18 protein-coding genes are annotated in these 20,039 nt (G+C 65.6%); 2 read left to right on the top strand and 16 right to left on the bottom strand.

Translation table 11 applies throughout. From position 1 onward, the window contains the following. Positions 1-64 precede the first annotated feature (64 nt). From DM480_RS17005 to DM480_RS16970, 8 genes are all read right to left on the bottom strand, one after another. Positions 65-1,228, bottom strand: coding sequence for an LptF/LptG family permease (locus DM480_RS17005; protein WP_157968821.1), 1,164 nt, complete (start codon positions 1,226-1,228; stop codon positions 65-67). Between the two features lie 31 nt (positions 1,229-1,259). Continuing rightward, positions 1,260-1,715 (bottom strand): glycosyltransferase, encoded by a 456-nt coding sequence (locus tag DM480_RS17000; RefSeq protein ID WP_115381722.1) that lies wholly within the window; start codon positions 1,713-1,715, stop codon positions 1,260-1,262. After that, positions 1,715-2,914: an IS256 family transposase gene (locus tag DM480_RS16995; protein WP_062127390.1), complete on the bottom strand. Its 1,200-nt coding sequence runs from the start codon at positions 2,912-2,914 to the stop codon at positions 1,715-1,717. Before DM480_RS16995 ends, DM480_RS17000 begins: the two co-directional genes overlap by 1 nt. 24 nt (positions 2,915-2,938) lie before the next feature. Continuing rightward, the gene (locus tag DM480_RS16990) at positions 2,939-3,745 is read right to left on the bottom strand and encodes a glycosyltransferase (protein WP_115381720.1); all 807 of its coding nucleotides are present in this window, start codon (positions 3,743-3,745) and stop codon (positions 2,939-2,941) included. A 2-nt stretch (positions 3,746-3,747) separates the two neighbouring features. Continuing rightward, a complete protein-coding gene (locus DM480_RS16985; protein ID WP_115381718.1) occupies positions 3,748-4,251 on the bottom strand; it encodes a DUF2141 domain-containing protein in 504 nt (167 codons plus the stop codon). After that, positions 4,248-5,066, bottom strand: coding sequence for a hypothetical protein (locus DM480_RS16980; RefSeq protein ID WP_115381716.1), 819 nt, complete (start codon positions 5,064-5,066; stop codon positions 4,248-4,250). Before DM480_RS16980 ends, DM480_RS16985 begins: the two co-directional genes overlap by 4 nt. A 149-nt stretch (positions 5,067-5,215) precedes the next feature. Beyond that, on the bottom strand, positions 5,216-6,376 hold the full coding sequence (locus tag DM480_RS16975; RefSeq protein WP_115381714.1) for a glycosyltransferase: 1,161 nt from the start codon (positions 6,374-6,376) through the stop codon (positions 5,216-5,218). Positions 6,377-6,379: 3 nt separating this feature from the next. After that, on the bottom strand, positions 6,380-7,135 hold the full coding sequence (locus DM480_RS16970; protein WP_115381712.1) for a polysaccharide deacetylase family protein: 756 nt from the start codon (positions 7,133-7,135) through the stop codon (positions 6,380-6,382). Positions 7,136-7,353: 218 nt separating this feature from the next. On the opposite strand from DM480_RS16970, the gene DM480_RS18000 reads away from it, so the two are divergent. After that, positions 7,354-7,839: a hypothetical protein gene (locus tag DM480_RS18000; RefSeq protein ID WP_125471589.1), complete on the top strand. Its 486-nt coding sequence runs from the start codon at positions 7,354-7,356 to the stop codon at positions 7,837-7,839. Between the two features lie 54 nt (positions 7,840-7,893). Continuing rightward, positions 7,894-8,406 (top strand): hypothetical protein, encoded by a 513-nt coding sequence (locus DM480_RS16965; RefSeq protein ID WP_115381710.1) that lies wholly within the window; start codon positions 7,894-7,896, stop codon positions 8,404-8,406. Here the strand turns inward: DM480_RS16965 and DM480_RS16960 are convergent. The 8 genes from DM480_RS16960 to DM480_RS16925 all read right to left on the bottom strand — a co-directional run bounded on the left by DM480_RS16960 (position 8,378) and on the right by DM480_RS16925 (position 19,904). Continuing rightward, positions 8,378-10,735 (bottom strand): TonB-dependent receptor, encoded by a 2,358-nt coding sequence (locus DM480_RS16960; RefSeq protein ID WP_198665975.1) that lies wholly within the window; start codon positions 10,733-10,735, stop codon positions 8,378-8,380. The two genes, DM480_RS16965 and DM480_RS16960, sit on opposite strands and share 29 nt — an antisense overlap. Beyond that, positions 10,695-11,645 (bottom strand): FecR family protein, encoded by a 951-nt coding sequence (locus DM480_RS16955; RefSeq protein WP_115381706.1) that lies wholly within the window; start codon positions 11,643-11,645, stop codon positions 10,695-10,697. Before DM480_RS16955 ends, DM480_RS16960 begins: the two co-directional genes overlap by 41 nt. 61 nt (positions 11,646-11,706) lie before the next feature. Beyond that, positions 11,707-12,237, bottom strand: a complete 531-nt coding sequence (locus DM480_RS16950; protein ID WP_115381704.1) for an RNA polymerase sigma factor — start codon at positions 12,235-12,237, stop codon at positions 11,707-11,709. A 122-nt stretch (positions 12,238-12,359) separates the two neighbouring features. Then, positions 12,360-13,721: a sensor histidine kinase gene (locus tag DM480_RS16945; protein ID WP_232834222.1), complete on the bottom strand. Its 1,362-nt coding sequence runs from the start codon at positions 13,719-13,721 to the stop codon at positions 12,360-12,362. Continuing rightward, complete coding sequence (locus tag DM480_RS16940) at positions 13,718-14,392, bottom strand: response regulator transcription factor (protein WP_064311321.1); 675 nt, start codon at positions 14,390-14,392, stop codon at positions 13,718-13,720. The genes DM480_RS16945 and DM480_RS16940 overlap by 4 nt, the downstream gene beginning before the upstream one ends. Before the next feature lie 9 nt (positions 14,393-14,401). Continuing rightward, positions 14,402-15,781, bottom strand: coding sequence for an efflux transporter outer membrane subunit (locus DM480_RS16935; protein ID WP_115381703.1), 1,380 nt, complete (start codon positions 15,779-15,781; stop codon positions 14,402-14,404). Further along, positions 15,778-18,924, bottom strand: a complete 3,147-nt coding sequence (locus DM480_RS16930; RefSeq protein ID WP_115381701.1) for an efflux RND transporter permease subunit — start codon at positions 18,922-18,924, stop codon at positions 15,778-15,780. Before DM480_RS16930 ends, DM480_RS16935 begins: the two co-directional genes overlap by 4 nt. Then, on the bottom strand, positions 18,924-19,904 hold the full coding sequence (locus tag DM480_RS16925; protein WP_115381770.1) for an efflux RND transporter periplasmic adaptor subunit: 981 nt from the start codon (positions 19,902-19,904) through the stop codon (positions 18,924-18,926). The genes DM480_RS16930 and DM480_RS16925 overlap by 1 nt, the downstream gene beginning before the upstream one ends. Positions 19,905-20,039: the final 135 nt, after the last annotated feature.

Raw genomic sequence — 20,039 nt, 5'->3', positions numbered from 1 at the left:
CTAGTTTGCACCAAGGTTGGGCGGCAGTTTAGAAATCCCAATGTAGATGAACGAGCGGTCGCCGCTAGCACCATACCTTGAGCGTTGTTCGTGCCTTCCCCTTCGCAAGGTAGAGGAGAGGACTGACGAGCTGACGATCGATCAATCGATCTACGAAGCCTGGTCCGGATCTGATTTCGAACCGCCAAAGTAGACCGGCTGCTCCGCCGCTCAGCAACATCAGCACGCCGCTGGCGAGGACTGGTCGCTGCAACGCAGAGCTTTCTACGAAGGACGCCGCGCGGACGAACCCGACGATCATCAGGATACCCAAGACGAGTCCCGCCCCGGACCTTCCGCGCATGGGCGGTGCTCCCAGTGCGATGCCAAGGATGGGAACGACGAGGGCCATGAGGCTGTAGGTCAGCCGTGACGCGATCGAAGCGAGCGCCGGCATTGAAGTTTGGGATCTCGAGGTCTCGCGCATCGCCAATTCGACGATTTCGTCCAGAGGAAGACGATCGAGCGCGGGCAGACTTACGGTAGACGCCTTCTCGTTTGTGGTTGCGATCCGAACCGTCAGATATCGGAAGGACAGGACGTTGAACCCGTCACGTCTGCGTGTCAGTCCTCGACCATTCTCCAGCCTAAGCACGATTGTGCCGAACCCATCGTGGGTGGCGCGTGCCCGCGGAGCCGTGAGCGTTACCTCGGGCATGGCAACGAATACCCCGGTCAACATACCCGTCGCGCGATCATGGCCGTCGATCGTGACCGTCACGCCGTTCGGAAAGCTGACGATCGAGCGGATCGCCGCACCGACGCCGTGCCGACCGAGCCGAACCTCGTCCAACAATTGATCGAGCCTGCGCTCTCCGACGGGTCGATAGTGAAAGTTGATGGCGGTCTCTGCGGTCGCGCCGACCGCCCCGAACATCATTGGTATCAGGAGAAGCCGGGTCGGCGACACGCCGGTCGCAGCGAGAATCTGCCATTCTCCCGCGAGGCTCAGCGATCGAACGGCGAGCGCCGTCGAGAGGAATATCGCTACCAGGATGCCAAGCCCAAGATATTCCGGCACGAGCGCGAGCAGGAACTGAAGCAGAAGCGAGATGGGTTCTTCCACGTTCTCCAGCAGATGCAGGAGTCGGGAGAGGTTTTCGAGTAACAACAAGGCGACGATGATCCCGCATATCGCGGCAAAGTTGCGCCAGGTCTGCGCGAAGATGTATCGGTCGATCAGCTTCACGTCGCTGGGTCGTAATCGAACCACGACATCGTCAGGCGACCTGCTGCAGGATCGGCGCGCCGCGTCGCGTGGCGCGATAGGTCGCGAGCAACGCATCGAAGTGCGCTTGCATGTCTGTCACGCTGTCAGCGGCGGAGGAGGCGCGCCTCAACATTGTCTCGCCTGCGTCAATCTGCCGCACTATGGCGTCGGCAAGCGATGCAGCCGAGCGCGCCACGTATTTCTCGCCGAAGCCGGGGCGCAGCTGATCCGCAGCCCCGCCAAGATCGGGTACGATAATCGGGATGCCGCTGGCACGAGCTTCCGCGGCTGCCATGCAGAACGTTTCCGCTTCGCAACCATGGACCAGTGCGTCTGCGCTGGCGAGGATCGTGGCGAGGTGCGGTCGGTCAAACACCGGGGCACCGAGGTGAACATGCGGATTGCCCTTCGCCGCACGGACGACGGGACTGTCAGGAATTTTGTGCGGGAGGCCGGTTACCGTCATTAGATGACGAAGCGCTCACCGAAGATTACGGCGAACTGACTTTTGGCCTCACCCCATTCGCGCGGTGGGCGCTTCCATTCGTCCGCCGCGTGATTGAGCACGAGATATAACAGCTTCATCGCGGCATCGTCACCGGGGAAATGGCCGCGGGTACGGACGGCACGGCGAACCTTCGAATTCAGGGCCTCGATGGCGTTCGTAGTGTAGATGATCCGGCGGACGCCCTCGGGAAAGGCGAAGAACGGGATCACCTGGTCCCAGTGTCGCCGCCAGCTTATGGCGATGGCCGGGTGTTTCTGGCCCCAGGGGCCTGCCTCGAACGCCTCCAGCGCAGCCATGCCGGCCTCGGGCGTCTCGGCACGGTAGACGCCGCGCAACGCCTGGGCGATGAACTTGCGCTCTTTCCAGGACGCAAAGCTCATGCTGTTGCGGATCAGATGGACGATGCAGGTCTGGACGATGGCCTCGGGGAAGACAGCGTTGATCGCCTCCGGGAACCCCTTCAGGCCGTCGACGACGGCGATCAGGATGTCGGCGACGCCGCGGTTCCTGAGCTCGTTCATGACGCGCAGCCAGAATTTGGCCCCCTCGGTCTGCTCGATCCAGATGCCGAGCACCTCCTTGGTCCCGTCCGGCTGAATGCCCAGCGCGATGTAGACCGCCTTGTTGCGGACGAACCCTTCGTCGCGGATCTTCACCCGGATCGCGTCGAAAAACACCAGCGGATAGCAGGCGTCGAGCGGCCGACCCTGCCATTCGGCAACCGTCTCCAGCACCGCATCGGTGACGGTCGAGATCAGGTCCGGCGAGACGTCGATCCCGTACAGCTCCTCGAGGTGCCCGCGGATTTCGCGCACCGTCATCCCGCGCGCGTACATCGAGACGATCTTGTCGTCGAAGTCGGGGAAACGGCGCTGGTATTTGGCGATGAGCTTCGGGTCGAACGTCCCCGCCCGGTCGCGTGGCACGTCCAGCGTCACCTTCGATGTGCCCGTCAGCATCGTCTTCCTCGATGACCCGTTGCGCCGGTTGATGGTGCCTGCGGCGCCTTCGCTTTCCAGATGATCGTCGAGCTCAGCCGACAGCATCCGCTCCGACAACGCCTTCTTCAGCTCGTCGAGCAGACCGTCCTTTGCAAACAGCTCCTGCGGGTCACGACCAGCCAGAAGCTGGTCCAAAACGTCCTTGTCGATTGCCATATCGATGGTCCCTTCCATTCCATCCTATGGCCTCCCGCACAAAATTCCTGACAGTCCCCGGACGACGGTCGCCTCGTCCCGTCCGTGCCCTAACAGGAGTAGCCCCACCGGCCGACGGCTCCCGGCGGCCGCGACGGCCTCGATAACCATCGGCCAGCGCTTTTCGGACGCATGTCGGCCCAGGCCGATGAGAAGGGTCGCATCCTCGGGCAAATCGCACCGGGCGAGCAGATGCGCGCGGAGCGCCGGATTGCGCAGGGAGGGAGAGAACAGACCAGGAGTCACGCCCATCGGGATCGTCGTCGCTTTGCTGACCCCGCCCTGGATCATGCGTCCAGTCAGTCCCTCACTGGCGCACACCACCAGATCGAACGCCTCGTTGAGCCTCCGAAGATGGCGCCAGAACATCTCGAAGCGTCGATCGATCGTATCGCGCGCTGCGATCGATCCGAACCACCTGTACGCATAGGCGGAGAGTGGATCCGCATGCATCACCAGCGATCGCAGCGCCGTGCCGCGCCACCGGGCGACCATCGCGGGACTTCCCCAAGGCGACGACACCTCGACGACGTCCGGCATCAGGTCGTCGAGGACGCGATGCATCGCCTCCTCGTCGTTGAAGTAACGGTATCTGGTGTCGAGGGGAAAACGCGGACCCGGTATAGATACGATCGTGCCGCCGTCCGTGACCGCCGTCTCGAGGCGCTCGCCCGGAACGACGACCACGATCTCGTCACCCCTGTGACGGGTCGCTCGCATCTTGCCTTCTATATAGGTCCGGACACCGCCGCCATGAGGAGTCCAGAACGCACAGACATCGACGATGCGCATGGTCAGTCCTTTATAGGTCCGAAGGAGACGAGCCCGCGGCGGTAGTTCATGATGATCCGGATACGCACCGGGCCGTTGCCGACGCTCGCGCTCGCGGTATCCGCGCGAGGCTTCGACCAGCCCAGCTTGGGATTGCCGGCAAAGCCCACGCCATCCTTCGACAATGCGAAGCGTCGATCCCCGTCGCGGTCGTGAAGAATGCTGATCGCATAGCGACCGGGTCCTGGCGCGCGGATACACATCGCCACCGGACCCGAGCTTGGCACCGGGATTTCCACCCGTCTGAAGGCCTTGCCCGCAGCGAGCAATACATTGTCGTCGGCAAGAAAGTCGCCGTCGCGATCCGGATAAAGCTCGAGTTTCAGCAAGCCCCTGCTATCTTTCAGACCAACGATCTCCACCAGAAAGGCAGAACCATCTTCCTCGGGGCGGCAGCGACCCGCGCTCTTTCCCAAGTCAGGACTTGAGCCCATAGCCTGCGCTGCGAGTAGGAAGAGAACGCTCATCGGGCGAGCATCCTAGCCAGGCTGCTCGTGCCGAGCAGCAAGCCACACAGGATCAATCCAGCGAGCGACGTAGCGGCCACGAGAGTGACGGCGTCGGCGATGGGCGAAGTCGCACCGACCAGAAACGTCGCCACGCCGGCGAAAACGACATCGTGGTTGGGCATGAACGGCAATCGCGACAGCAGCAGTCGCGTGGCGGCAAGCACGATCCACCATTCGAGCGCGACTGCGGGCAGGAGCAGATGCCACAGCGTTGCCGCAAGCAATGTGGTGGTCGCGATCCGCGCGGTATGGACGAATATCACGAACCGCAGATCGGGCCGGGAAAGGCTGAACAGTCGCCGGCGCAGTACGAGGATAACTGTCGAAGAAGCGATGACGACCGCAATTGAGGCGGCCAGGTGACGTCCATCGGTGCCGAGGGACAGGCCTCGGAACAGCGGCGCGGCAGCAAGCACGAGGATTATCGTGACGACGTTACCGACCAGCGCGCTCAACATGGCGACGTCCTTGATGGCCGCAAACGGCGACGTGGCGAGCTTCAGGTGCCGCCTGGCCCAATCATAGAAGTAGACCTCGCCGGAATAGCTCAGCAGCATCTCGTTGCTGATCAGTTTGCGGAGGAGAGCGGGGAAGCCGATCGCCGGCAAACTCCACAGCCGCCGGTAGATGCACCACTCCAATGCCGGCCCGGCGAGGAAATAGCAGGTGAAGGTCAGCCAGAACGCGCCACTGCTCGGCAGCATCGCGGCCAGATCCGGCAGATTGATCGTGCGCAGCTGCCACGCGACCGCAGAAAAGATCAGCAACGACAAGGCGCCCCTGAGAGTCGCGGACCATTGTCGACGTCCTTCCAGGAGAGGCTTGGGTTCGAGCTGCAGGATGGTGCGAGCATCGATGCTCGCGGCAGGGCTCAGGGCGGATACGACCGGTGGCATATTGCTCTCAGGTTGGAGGCTGATCGTCAGGCGATCGTGGGGGCGGTGCCGGTCGGGGCCAGCGTCGTCGCGCCCGCGGACCGTGTCGCTCGCTGGAAGCTGGCGGCGTATAGCTCGGCGGACCGCTCGATCGTGAAGCGCCGCGCCTGATCGAGACTGAGCTGCTCGTTCCGGGGCGGCCATTCGGCGCTAATGGCAGCGGCGAGTGCCGCGGTGTCACCGGGCGGCACCAGCAATCCGAGACGGCCATCAGCGAGTAGTGTCGCCATGCTCCGGCTGCAATCGGTCGCAATCACCGTCAAGTTGGCGGCGAGCGCTTCGAGGACGACCGCCGGCACACCTTCGTAGTTCGACGAAAGCAGGAGGGCGTCGAAATGGCTGAAGAGGCTCGTCGGATCTGCGACGTAACCGGTAAACGTCACCGCCCGATCGACACCGAGCCGTGCAGCCAGAATTTCGAGCTTCGGACGTTCCGGTCCATCACCGACGATGGTGAGGTGATCGCCGACCTGTGCGCCCCGCTGGAACGCGCGCAGCATGAGCGCGACGTTCTTTTGGGGAACGAGGCGTCCGACGGCGAGAAATCGACGACCTTGCGTGACCGTAGGCGTGCGCGCACACTTTTTGCGCAAATCCCGGATCATGGCGTCGGAGAGGGCTGGATCGGGGACTATGTCGATGCGTGTTCTAGCGATGCGAAGGTATTCTGCGATCTCGCCAACCATCGGTTCGGCCATGGCGACAGCCCGATCGATGAACATCCCCTGGAAGCGGAGCCACAGGCGGTAGCCCATACGACCGGCTCGGGGCTGATCGGCTAGGTCGAGGTCGTTGCTGATCTTCGCGACGATGCGAGGACAGGCGCGGCCCAGCAGCAGTTTCATCGCGACCGCGACCACGACATAGGTGTTGCCCGCACAGAACAGTGCGTCGGGTCGTGTCCGTCGAATGAAGCCGGGTAGCGTGACGATCATCCAGATCGTTTCCCACCACCCCGAACCGATCCGCGGCTGTCGCGGGCTATGATAAACGAGATCGACCCCGACATCGTCGCGCATCGCGCCGTCTGTCCGGCCCATGAAGAGCGGCGCATCATAGCCTGACGCGCGCCACTCGCGCACGAGCCGCAGCGCGATGCGTTCGACGCCACCGGGTTCGAAACTGTGCAGGAAGGTCAAAATCTTCATGGCTTAAGCCTTCATCAGATCGGCGTAGCGCGCGGGTTCATGGGTTTGGACGAGCCCGGCGACAGCGCGTTCGATGCTGGTCATGATCGCCGGGACCCGCGCATCTCCCGGATGCACGCCGATGCGCGCGGTCGGCAGGAAGCGCATTGCCAAGGGAAGGGTGCGCGCCGCCGCCAAGGACGACAGGATGCGGGACCGGCTGCGGCTCGCCCAGGTCAACACCGGATCACGCGCCAGCGTCCGGCCCGTGCCGGGTTGCCAGACCCTGAAATGGTTCTCCGCGAGGGCAAAATTCATTTCGGCGAGCGCGGCCGAGGTGCCGGGACCATAGAGCCATGCTGGGGCGATGAAGCCTGCGACCGGGGTGCCCGCGATATCTTCCAGCAGGCTCTTGCCCGCCTGCATCTTGATACGCGCAGCGGCCTCGTCGATGCCGAGGAACTCGCCCTCTCCCGCGGTCATCTGCGTTGCCTTCAGGCGGGCGAGACGACCGTCGTGCTTACTATCGTCCCGATGGAAATAGCCGTGCAGGAACAATTCTGCGCCGCGGTGCGCGAGATCGCGTAGTTTGGTCGCGAAGGGGCTGCCCGGTGTGATCGGTGACGTGCCCCAGTGGTTCGGGACGACGAGCAGCGCGATGCGATCGACGGGTGCGTAGCGGCTCAACAGGTCGTGCAGGCGGTCGACCTGGGACTCGAAGCGCGGGCTGACGTCATGGATCGAGAGAAGCAGGCGCTTCGATGGTGCGCTCGGCGTCATTCATGCACCGCCGCGCAAGAAGAGGGCTCCCAGCGGCGTCATGCGACGCATTCGTCTATAGTTTCGCCCGGCTTTCATCGACCGCCCGTCCCTCGTTGACGGGGTTAAACGGCACCACAGCGACCCACCGCAGTCAGCGGATCAAAAATTCTTCGGCAATGGTCGACTGCGGCTGCTGCTGCTGCGTGCCGTCCTTCGCTCAGCTGGAGGCAGAAGGCATGATCGGGCGTTTGGGTGCAGCAGCACTGGTCATCACAGCGGCAGTCGCGCTCGCCGGCGCTGCCGGTGGTGGGGCCAGCCCAGCGGCGCGGATACCATCGCGCGCGCCGCGCATCGCTCACGGCGTTTCCCTTTTGACCTACAATGTGAAAGGGTTGCCGTGGCCTGTCGCAGGGGGCCGTGTCGCTGCGCTGCAAAGCATCGCCGCTACCCTGCGATCAATGCACCTGCGCGGAGATTCGCCGGATATCGCTGTCGTCCAAGAGGCATTCACTGAAGGCGCACGCGAGATGATCCGCGCGTCAGGCTATCGATATGCCGCGCTGGGGCCGGGAACCGGTTCAACGACGGAAGGCCGGCCATCTACCGACGAGCGGGTTTTCGCCGATGCCGCGCGGTGGTCGGTTGGTGAGACTGAGGGCAAATTTGTCGGCAGTGGACTTGCCATAATGTCGGACCACCCGATCCTCCGCGTCCGTAGCTAGACATTCCCGCATTATGACTGCGCCGGCTACGACTGTCTCGCGGCAAAGGGCGCGATGATCGCGACGATCGGAACACCGGACGCCCCCGGCGGGATCGACGTTTTGACCACGCATCTGAACAGCCGCGGTGCGTCGGGCGTGCCAGCCGAACGGGCCGACGCCGCCTGGAAGCGGCAGTTCGCTTACCTGACCGCGTTTATCGCCAGAACGCATGATGAACGCCGCCCCCTGATCGTCGCCGGAGACCTCAACGTCGGGTCGGTGCCGGCTCGCCGGCTCCCGATGCAGGCCGCTGTACAGCGCTGGACGGCACAACCCGTGGTGCGCGACGCCCTGCGGCAGGTGGCGGCAACAGGGGGTGCTCTCGACCGCGATGCACGCTGGTCGCTGCGGCGGGCCCGTGATTGGCAGCTTCACTTCGACGGTGCCGACATGGCGCTCGACGCGGTCCGCATCACGACCCCGTTCGGCCGGGATGCGTCGGGCAGCATGCTGTCGGATCACGTCGGTTACGTTGCGACCTACCGACTGCGTCCGATCACCAGGAGCGTGACACCGACAGCGTGACGGTCCGGGGTCGCAGGGGTGTGAACTGGCGTTCCTTCAAAAACGGATTGCCGAATGCGAACGTATCTGCGGTCGTGTCGAGCAGATTGTCTATTCGGCCAGTGACCGTCCATTGGTCTCTGCTCATCTGCGCGTTGGCCGACAGCAGAGCATATCCTCCCATCGTGCGATCGGCGGCGGGATCGAAGGTCAGATGGGCATGGCCGACGTAATTCGCTTGTCCTCCCAATGACCCCGACCAGTGTCCGACGTTCAAACGCCAGGCGGCGACGAGCCGGGCGCTGAGATCCGGCGTGATCGGCAGCCGACGATCATCGACTTCCACGCCGTCCTCGCTTCGCGTCAGCCTGGCGTCGACATAGCTTGCGCCTGCCGAAATGCGCAGCCTTGCCGATGCGTCCCAATCCACGCTGATCTCTGCGCCGAGCACGGCTGCGCTGCCGGCATTACGTGTCGATACCAGCCCGCTCGGAAGCAGATAATCGCTCTGGATGCCGGACCAGCTCGTATGAAAGGCGCCGACGTCGAAGCGAAGCGTGTCGCCGTGCAGATATCCCCGATAACCCAGTTCGGCAGATCCCAACTCGTCGGCATCGAAGCGCGTCGCTTGCGTGGTCGCATTGGGCGCGAGGCCGCCTGGGCGCACCGCGCGGGCGTAACGCAGATAGACCAGTCCCCTGCCGGGCGGGCGCCACGATACGGCGAGGCTGGGGGAGAGCGTCGTTTTCCCGATCCGACTGACGGTAGCGCCAGCTTCCTCCGCAGTTTCGTCCTCGTCGGCCGTGTGGGAGACGCGGGCGCCGACAGTCGCCTGAACGCGCGGCGCGACGTTGAGGGTCGCATTACCAAACCCGGCAATCTCCACCACGCGCCGCAACCGGCTTTGCACCTGAGCCGAATTGGGATCGCGGCTGATCGATTCAATCGTTCCGGTTTCATCACTAACAGCGCGCATGTACGAGGCGCCGATCAACCAGGCGCCCGGCGTCGCCGACGACAGTCGCGCTTCGTAATTGCGGACAGAGTAGCGTCGCGTGTCGCTGAAGCGAAGGGGGCCGACACGCCCGAACGCCGGCGCGGCATCGGTCGCGTCCTGGACATAGTCGACCGCGTGATGGACGTAGCTGGAAGAGACCAGAAGTCTTAAATCCCCGATACGACCTGCGAGCGATCCACTGAGCGCCGAAAAGTCGTTGTCACTGGGTTCGGTGATACCGGCCGGGCGGCGGACCACGTCCTCCTGGACGACATAACGGCTGTCCCGCGTATTCACATTCTGCAGGGTGCCGGCGACGTCCAGTCTCCAGACCGGATCGGGCTGCCAGCGCACCGCCAGCCGTCCCCCGGTCGTTTCTGCGCGATTGGCGTTCCGCTTCTGTCCAACGCGGTCTATCCAACCCGCCTCGCGCGACGCATATCCCACGCCGCGTATGGCCAGGCGATCGTCGGCTAGCGGCAGGTTGACTATTCCCTCGATGCCGGCGCCTACCCCGCCGCTCTGCACGATCTCGGTCGAGACACTCGTGTGGAACTGATGTGCGGCGAGGTCGGGTTTCCTCGTCACCATGTGATAGACGCCGCCCAGCGCACCCGAGCCGTAGAGCGGTCCTTGAGGCCCTTTCAGCAGCTCGATCCGCTCCATATCGACCAGTCGCAAATCGGGGTCGGGCGCGTCGAAGGTGATGCGCGCCTCGTCGAGGACGACCGCGACGGTCGATTGGCTAGGGCCATTGAACGGACTGTCGGCGACCCCGCGGATAAATTGCCGGTTCCGGCCAGGTCCCAGATTCGTCAGTGACAGCCCCTCCAGCCCGAGGGCGACGTCGGTCGACGCGAAACCGAGGCGGCCGCCCGGAAGCCTGGCGCCTTGCAGGACGGCAATCCCGCCCGGAACGCCGCTGACCGGCTCGATGATCTTTCGCGCCGTGACGACGATTTCCTGTTGCTGCAGCTCTTCCGGGACCGCGATGGGCGGCGCAGCGCGGGGCGTGCGCGGCACCGGTTGCGTCCGGGGCCGCAGATTCCCGCGGGATTCGATGCGATATGTTCTCGGCCCCACCTGCGTGACCGTCAGTTTTGTACCGACCAGCAATCGCCGCAGGGCAGCCAGCGGTGTCAGCCGCGCGCGGAGGCGCGGGACCATGGCTTTCGGAAGCGGACTGAGCCACGCGACCGCGATGCCCGCCTGCTGCGCGAGCAGTGCGACGCTTGCTTCAAGCGTGCCTTCCGGCAGGTCGATGGTGATGGCGGTAGATTTTTCGAGTCGGACCGATGCTTGTGCAACCGCTTCAGCGCTCACCGACAGGAATGAAGCGGACACCAGCACCATCAGGGCGGCTTGAGATAGACATGAGCTCTGCAAGATCGCGAAACATCCCCGGACCATTGGCAATCGCTAGCACTCCCGAGAATTTGCGGTTTCGCAGCCTTTGATCGACGCTCACCCGCTTGCCCGTATAACGAGAGAGGTCGGCAACGACGACGTCGAGCGGCGCGTCGGCATATACGAGCCGGCCGCGTCGCCAGCTGGCGACGTCGGATGCAACCACCGTCGAAAGACGAGCGCGGCCGCGCCCGCGCTCGGCGAGAAGCTGTTTGCCGGCCGGAACGGCCGCGGCGTTGCCCGTATGCGGCTGGACGGACACATTTCCCTCCGCCACGGCAACGGTCAGGAAGGACGGCGTAAGATTGACCGAGAATTTCGTACCGATATCACGAACGTCATAATCACCCGCCCGGATCGACAAGGTGCGACCGGCGACATGAGGCACGGCAAAATAGGCCTCGCCCGCTGCAAGCCGCAGTCTCGTCGGATCGCCAGCCTGAACGACAAGGCTCGACCGGGGAGCGAGCGTCACGCGCGTGTCGCCGGCGAGCGTGATGCTCCGAGATTGTGCGGCGGCGTGATAGACCATGTCGGCCGGGGTCTTCGTCAGCATGGGCAAGGCGATCGCTGCCGCGAGCGCTGCGGCGATCGAGCCTCCGATCCAGAGGGGCTTGCGCGTGTTTTGCGGGGCATGATCGGCGACGCCCGCGTCCTCTTCGCGCTGCAGCGAAGGAGCATGATCCTCGATCATGCGGTCCAGCAATGCGACCTCATCAAAGGCGACCCGGTGCGCTGGATCCTGGTCGAGCCATGACATGTACGCGTCCCAATCGGCGTCGTCACGCGCGAGGGCGCGGTGCCAGGCAACGGCCTGCTCGAAGACGTCATCGTCACTTTGACGGGGCGCGCTCATTGCGCGGTAGCCTTTCCGAAAAATCCTAAGCGATCAAAGACGACACGCATATCGTTCGCCCTCAGTCGGCCAGCGCGCGACGAAGATATTTCATCGCAACCGCCATGTGCTTTTCGACACCGCTGTGGGAGATGCCCAGCTGGGCGGCAACCTCCGCGTGCGACAGTCCTTTCAACTTGTGCAGATCAAAGACCCGACGCGCTCCGTCGGGAACCGTTTCGATCGCCTGCGACAAGCGAGCGAGCTCCTCGCGGTCGATCAGCGCTTTCTCGGCGTCACGCGAGGGATCGACGCGTTCCTCGCACGCGGCGCTGGGTGGTGCCCCGTCGTCGATCCACAACCGCTCACGCCGCATTCGGCGTTGCCGTTCGCGTGCGCGGTCGACGATCAGGTTTTGCGCCATTCGGAACAGATAGGCCCGGCCGTTCGCCGTCGGACCAGCACTGACGCGGCTTGCCTTGAGCCAAAGGTCTTGCACCAGATCCTCGGCTTCGGACGGATCGCCCGTACGCGAGATCAGAAAGCGCAGCAGCTCGGCGCGATGCACGCCGTAGAGGACATCGAGCGGCAGACTTTCAACGGGCTTGATCATCTCCACCTAACTCGCGCCTCCCGCCGCCGAAAATGGAAAACTTCGAGGACGATGACAATCGAACACTCGGCCACATTGGGGAATCGTAATTTTGGCGGTGATCCTACCAACGCCGTGGTCCGTCAGGCAGGTTTCAGGCCGACATCGACGGTCGGAAAAGTGAGGATCACCGCGAACCCCGGTCCGCTATCGATCCGGGCGTCACCTCCCATCGCGGAAACGATCGCAGCCACCAAGGCCAACCCCAGGCCGTTGCCGGGGGAGGCCCTGGCGTGCTCGACCCTCACGAACCGGCGGAACAACGTGCTGGGGTCTGCAACCGCCGCGCCTGGTCCGTCGTCCCGCACGGTGATGCTCGCAGTCCGGCCGCCGGTTTCGCCGACAAGCCGCACCAGCGTTCCTGCAGGCGTATGGCGCAAGGCATTGTCGAGCAGATTGGCCACGGCCTGACTGAGGAGCCGCTGATCCCCGTGGATAACGGCGCCAGGGCCTGCATCGACTTCGAAGCGATGTCCGTTCGCCTCGAAATCGGGCGCGTAGGTTTCACCCATTTGCTCCACCAAGGCCGTCAGGTCCACTGGCTGTCGCCGGGATCGATCCTGCATTCCTTCGATCTCGGCGATCCGCAGCAGCGCCGCAAAAATCTCCAGCAATTCGGCCGCTTCGCTCCTCGCCGCCTCGATTGCACCCCGCTGCGGCTCCGCCTCATGACCCGAGAGCGCGCCATCCAGACGATTGTAGAGGCGCGTGAGCGGCGTCCGCAGGTCGTGTGCGACGTCGCTCGATACCTGCCGCAGATTGTCGAGCAGGGTATTGATCCGCTCGAGCATCGAATTGATGGTCCGGGCGAGGCGATCGAACTCGCTCCCCGAGCCGTCGACCGGCACCCGGCGCGTGAAATCGCCTGCGATGATCGCCTTTGCGGTCGCGTCGATCCGCGCAAGCCGCCGCCGCGTAATCCAGCCGACGAGCAGCGCGGAAACGCTCCCCATGAGCAGCGTCACCGCCAGAGCGCCGGCGAACAGCTGCATGAGCGTTCGATCAATCTCGTCGAGCCCGCTGCGATCCGCCGCGACGATCAACGTGCCGGCCCCAAGAGATGTCGTCAGCGCCTGGGCGACCCCGACGGCTTCTCCGCGTCGATAGTGCAGGAACTCTTCGTATCCGGGAGCGGCGGGATGATCGGTCACGATCGTCGCGGCGATTGCATTCCCCTCGCGATCGAGGAGGATGTAATCGAGGCTGGAGGTAGATCGGGCGGCACTTCTGCGCCTGATCGCGGCGGTCAGGCCCGGCATCGTACCGCGGCTTTCCGCAATCAGCGAGCGCATCTCCGCCTCGATCCGGTGATCGAGCTGCTGCTCCAGCGCCTCGTGCGTCACTTCGTAGGCGACCGTTCCGATGACAGCCGTCGCCATGCCGAGAAGGAGCGCAACGAGGGTGACAAGGCCGGAGGTCGAGCGCCTGAAGCGGTTCAGCATCATTCGGCCCGCAGCACGTAGCCGGCGCCGCGAACGGTCTCGATCGCGTCCCTCTCGAAACCGGCATTCAGCTTCGATCGCAGGCGGGAGAGATGGGTTTCGACGATATTCGTCTGCGGGTCGAAATCGAAATCCCAGACCCGCTCGAGCAACATGGTACGGGTCATGACGCGGCCAGGGTTGCGCATCAGCTCGGCGAGCAAGGCGAACTCGCGGGGCTGCAAGACAATCCGACGACCGTCGCGCTCGACGGTCCGCCGATGCAGATCAAGCGCGATTCCACTGACGGTGAGAGTAGGTGACTCCACCCGCGCGGCAGGCCGCCTGCCCAGCGCGTTCAGCCGCGCCGCAAGCTCCGAGAAGGCGAAGGGCTTTACGAGATAGTCGTCGGCGCCGCCCTCAAGCCCCTCCACCCGGTCGGCAATGCCGCCGACCGCGGTCAGCATGATGACCGGCGTCGCGTCGCCGGCTGCCCGCAGCGCCTTGACGACTGCCAGGCCGTCGAGGCCGGGCAGCATCCGGTCAAGCACGATCGCGTCGAAGTCGCCGCCGGTGGCCTGAAACAGTCCATCTCGGCCATCGGCGCACGTACTCACCTGATGGCCGGCTTGGCTCAGACCTTTGGCGACGAATTGATTGGTTTCGAGATCGTCCTCGATGATCAGGATGCGCATGACCATATTCTACTCGGAAGCGGTTCCCGTTCGCCACCCGCCGCCGAGCGCGCGAAACAAGGCGACCTCGCCCTGCGAAACTGCCAGGTCGGACTGAGCCTGCTGGAGCGTAGCGGCCGCGGTCGCGCGCTGCGCGTCGACCTGGAGCAGGCCCGGTGCGTCGCCGAGGCGGACGCGAGCCGCGGCCCGGCGGGCATAGGCCTGTGCTTCGCGTGCGGCCGTTTCCAGATCGCGATTGCGCCGCGTCTCCGCGTCATAGGCGGCCAGCGCTGTCTCCACTTCGCGCAGGGATCGTAGCACGGCGACGTCCCAACCGGCGAGCGCGGCGCGTTCGGTCGCACGGGCCTGCTCGAGCCGGGCACGCGCCGGCGCCTGATTGGGAAAAGCCCATGTCACGAGCGGCGAGGCGACCGCCTTGATCCCACCGGAGAGCAGCCCCAACGCGCCGCCGAGATTGACGCGCGGGTAGAGGTCCGCGCGGGCGACACCGACCCGCGCCGCCGCGGCGGCAAGGCGACGCTCCGCCTCGCGCACGTCGGGGCGACGCAGCAGCAGGGCAGTCCCATCGCCGACCGGCGCGGCGGTGCGCAAGCGGGGCGCGGCGGTACAGGCGAAGCTGTAGTCGCGTGCTTCAGCGGGTGGCCGCCCCTGAAGCGTTGCGAGGCGGTAGAGCGCGTTGGCACGCTGCGCCTCGAACGGCGCGATTGCGGCGCGGGTCGCGGCGGCGATCGTCGCGACCTGCGATACCTCCAGCGGTGACACCTCACCGGCGCGGAGCTGTTCGCGCACGAGACCGACGGAGCGATCCTGCGCGGTTGCGACCGCGCGCGCGGCGGCGATCGCGCGGGTCGACCCGCACAGGTCGACATAGGCGAGGACGGTGTCGGCGACGACCGCGACCCGCAGCCCGTCGACGACGGCGACCTGCGCGTCGGCATCGGCACGCGTCGCGGTCGCAGCGGAGCGCAGCCGACCGAACAGATCGATATCCCAGCTCACCGTCGCGGCGATATCGTAATCCGTCGTGGGCACGTTGCCCGATGCGCTCGGCTGCGAGGCGGGGTTGTCGACGCCCAGCGCGCTTTCGATCGTGGTCTGCGGTAGTCGCGCGGCCCGTGCCTGCCGCAGCGCAGCGCGCGCGCCGTCGAGATTGGCGTAGGCGACGCGCAGATCGGCATTTGCGGCCAGTGCCGATCGCACAAGCCCGTCCAGCACCGGATCGTCGTAGAGCCGCCACCAGTCGTCCGGAACGGGCGCGATGGACGCGATGGGTAGCGTCGCGAACCCGCCCGTGGCGCTCCCCGGCGCGACCGTGGGCGGCGACCTCGGCACGCTCATGCACGCCGAAGCGAGCAGTGCGAGGATCGGCGTCAGGCAGCGATGCGTCATGCCAGCGCCTCCTTGCGCTCGGGCGAGGGCGAGGCCGCGCGTTCCTCTCCGTAGCGAGCGTAGAGCGCCGGCAGCAGCAGCAGGTTAAGCGCGGTAGACGAGATGAGGCCGCCGAGGGTCACGATCGCCATCGGGTGCTCGATCTCGTGCCCAGGCGCGTTGCCTGCGACGATCAAGGGCACGAGCGCCAGACCGGCGCATGCGGCGGTCATCAGGATCGGCACCAGCCGCTCCTCCGCACCGCGCAGCACCAGTTCGCGCCCGAACGCCACGCCTTCGTGACGTTCCAGATGCTGATAATGCGAGAGCAGCATGATGCCGTTGCGTGCCGCGATGCCGATCACGGTGACGAACCCGACGAGCGAGCCCAGCGACAGCACACCGCCGGTGAGCGCCACCGCCGCCACGCCGCCGACCAGCGCGAACGGCAGGCTGACGCCGACGAGCGCGGTGATGCGGCGTGAGCGGAACTCGATCCACACGAGGAGCAGGATGCCGATCAGGCAGAACGCGCCGGTGGACCAGAGCCGCTGACGCGAATCCTTCAGCGCGGCATATTCGCCCAGAACCTGGGGGTGATAGCCGGTGGCGAACGGCACCTTGGCGACCGCGGCATCGACCGCCTGCGCCACCGTTCCCAAGTCTGCGCCCGCGACGTTCATCGTCACGTCCAGCCGACGCTGGCCGTTCTCGCGCTTCACCTCGTTGGGGGCGGGGACGATATCAACATCGGCGATATCGCCGAGCCGTACCGGCGCACCGGCACCCGACCAACTGCCGCTACTCGGCAGCGCGCCACCAAGCGTCGGAGCCTGGATCATCAGATCGCGCAATGCGTGAATGTTGTTGCGGACGGCCGGCTCGCCCCAAACCGCGACGTCGAACGCTTTCTGGTCGCGATAGATTTCGCCGACCTTCTGCTGCGCCACGAGAATCTGAGCTTGCCGCCGGACCTCGCCGGCCGACAGTCCGAGCCGCGCCAGTTCGGCCGGTTTCGGGCGGACACGAATTTGTGGTACGAGCACTTGGCTTTCGAGCTTCAAGTCAGAAATGCCCTGTATGCCGGCGATGGCCGACCGGACACGCGCGCCCGCCGCACGGAGCTCTTCCTGATCTGGACCATAGATGCGAACCACGATCGTGGCCCCGGCGCCGGTCAGCACCTCCTTGATGCGCTCGCGCAGATAGGTCAGCACGTCGCGGAAGAGACCAGGATAGCCCTCGACCACGTCCTTGATCCGCTTCACCGACGCGTCATAGTCGGCGTTCTCGTCGAGGCTGATCCACAATTCCGTGAAATTCGGGCCGACCACCTCGTCGGCCTGCTCGGCGCGGCCGATATGCGCGCCGAAATTGCGCACGCCGGGGATCGCGCGCAATTCCTTCGATGCGCGCATCGTGATCCGGTCCATCGCTTCGATCGAAGTGCCCGGCTTCTCGACGAAGTGCATCAGAAAGTCCGTTTCGCGGAAATTGGGCAGGAACTGGTCCTTGAAGGTCGCATAGCCGACCCCGGCGAGCAGCAGCCCGCCGGCGACGATGCCGACCGCGAGCGACGGCCGCCCGACGACGCGCGGCAGGAAGCCGACGTAGCGACGCTTCAGAGCGGCCACGAACCGGGTGTCGCGCTCCTCCTTGAGCGGCGCATTCGGGAGAAGGAGCAGGCACATCGCCGGCGTGACGGTCAGCGCGACGAGCAGCGACGTGCCGATCGCCAGAACATAGGCGACGGCGAGCGGCTGGAAGAAGGTGCCGGCGACGCCGCCGAGGAAGAAGATCGGCACGAAGACCAGCATCACGATCAGCGAGGCGAACACCACAGCCGAACGCACCTCCAAAGAGGCGGCGAGCACCACGTCGAACGCAGGCTTCGGATCGGCGGATTCGCGGTTCAGCCGCAGGCGGCGCGCGATGTTCTCGACATCGATGATCGCGTCATCGACCACTTCGCCCAGCGCGATGACGAGCCCGGCGATGATCATCACGTTGATCGTCGCTCCAGACCACAGCAATGCTAGGCCCGCGCCGAGCAGCGACAGCGGAATCGCGACGAGGCTGATCGTCGCCTGCCGCCAGTCGCGAGTGAACAGGAACAGCACCACCCCGACCAGCACACAGCCAATCTGGAGGGCGCGGGTGAGGTTGTCGATCGACCGTTCGATGAAGGTCGCGGGGCGGAAGATCGTGGTATCGACCTTCACGTCCTTCAGGCCAGACTTCAGCTCCGCGAAGGCGACCTCCACCGCGCGGGTCAGTTCCAGCGTGTTCGCGGTCGGCTGCTTCTCGACGATCAGCATGATGCCGGGGCCGTCGTCGATGATGGCGTTGCCGATCGGCGCGGCGAAACCGTCGACCACGCGAGCGACGTCGCCGATGCGGACCGGCGCTTCGCCCGCCTGCTTGACGATCGCCTGCCTCAGGTCGGCCGCAGTCTGGACCGTGCCCGCCTGCTGGACCGCGAGGCGCTGGTTGGGCGTATCGACGAACCCGCCGCCGCCGACCAGCACCGCGTCGCCCGCTGCGGCGCGGACCTCGGCCAGCGTCACGCCGGCGGCGCGCAGGCGGTCGGGATCGACCAGCACCTGAAGCTGGCGATCGCGCTGGCCCCATACCGCGACGTTGGCGACGCCGGGGACGGCCATCAGCCGCGGCCGGATCGTCCAGCGCACCAGCTCGGATATCTGCATCTGGTCGAGCTTCTTCGAGGACAGCCCGACCTTCATCGCGCGGCTGGTCGAGGACAGCGGCGGCATCAGCACCGGCTGACGCGCCGCGAGCGGCAGGCGCGGCTGGACCTGCGTGATCCGCTCACCGACCATCTGGCGCGCGCGAACCACGTCGGACCCGCGCTCGAATAATATCTGTACCGACGATAGTCCCAGCACCGACTTGGAGCGCAGCGTCATAAGGCCGGGCACGCCGTTGACCGCCGTCTCGATCGGCACCGTCACCAGGCTCTCGACCTCCTCGGTCGACAGGCCCGGCGCCTCGGTCTGGATTTCGACCATCGGCGGGGCGAATTCGGGGAACACGTCGAGCGGCACGTCTCGCCCGGCGCGGACGCCAAGCACGACCAGCAAGGTGGCGAGCGCGAGGACGAGGACGCGCTGCGCAAGCGCGAAATGGACGAACCGGCCGAGCATCAGTGCGCCGCCCCGAATTCGGTCCCGAACAACTCCGCCGCGCCATCGGTCACGACCTCCGCGCCCGACGCTAGCCCGCGCGCGAGTAACGCCCAACCGCCACTCTCCGATGCGACCTCGACGCGCTGACGGACGAAGGTGTCGGGCGCGGTCTTCCGATAGACCCACTCGCCGCCATAGATATCGCGCAGGATCGCGGCCGACGGCACCGAAAGTCCCTCGGTCTGCCCGGCGAGCGGCAAGTCGACCGCAACACGCTGACCGACCCGGAACGCCCGGTCGCGATTGTCGACCGCATAGTAGAGATCGACGGTGCCTGCGTTGGTGTTGGCCGATGGCGGAGCCTGCACCGGTCGTGCGGATCGCGGCGCACCGCCTTCACCCAGGTTGCGAACGGTTGCGGCGCCGTCACGGCGGACATTGCCCACGTCGCTGCCAAACACCGATGCGCGCACCCACAGGGTTGCCTGGGACCCTATCGACGCGACCGCCGGTCCGAGGAGCTGTCGCTGCTGGCGTGCGGCGCCGAGCGCGGCCTGGGCGGCAGCCAGCGCCGCGGCGGCCTCGTCGCGACCGCGCACGCTGCCCGCTTCCTCGCGCACCAGGCTGGCGGCGCGGTCGAGGGCGATCCGCGCCAGCCGCGCCTGTGCGGTCGCGCGCGCCAGTTCGGCGTCCGCCGCGGCCTGCTGGCTGCCGATCTGCTGAAGATTGGTGGTCGAGTTGACGGGCACGCCGTTAGCGCTGGTCGGCGGTACCACGATCTCGCCGGCCACCTGTCGCGCGGCGCTGACCGAACCGCTCGCGACGCGGACGAGAGCGATCCCGAGTCGCTGCTGGGCCTGCGGCGTCAGGGTCAGCTTCAGCAGTTCGGCCTCGTGCGCGACCGGCTCGGCATGGGCCGGCGGACCTGCGGGCGACTTGGACGGTTCGGTGCCGCAGCCGGCGATGATTAACGGGACGAGAAGAAAGGGTGTGCGCATGGCGCCGGCATAGGTGCAGTCGATTGGCTCCGACTTGCCGGAACTATACAATCTCCCAATACACGCCGCAAAAACCGGCACTCGGCCCCTAAGATTGGGAAATCACAATCCTGCGGCCATTCCCTGGCCGCGCCA

The sequence above is a fragment of the Sphingomonas sp. FARSPH genome (assembly GCF_003355005.1).
GTDB lineage: Bacteria > Pseudomonadota > Alphaproteobacteria > Sphingomonadales > Sphingomonadaceae > Sphingomonas.
This window is presented reverse-complemented; position numbering and strand designations above follow the sequence as displayed.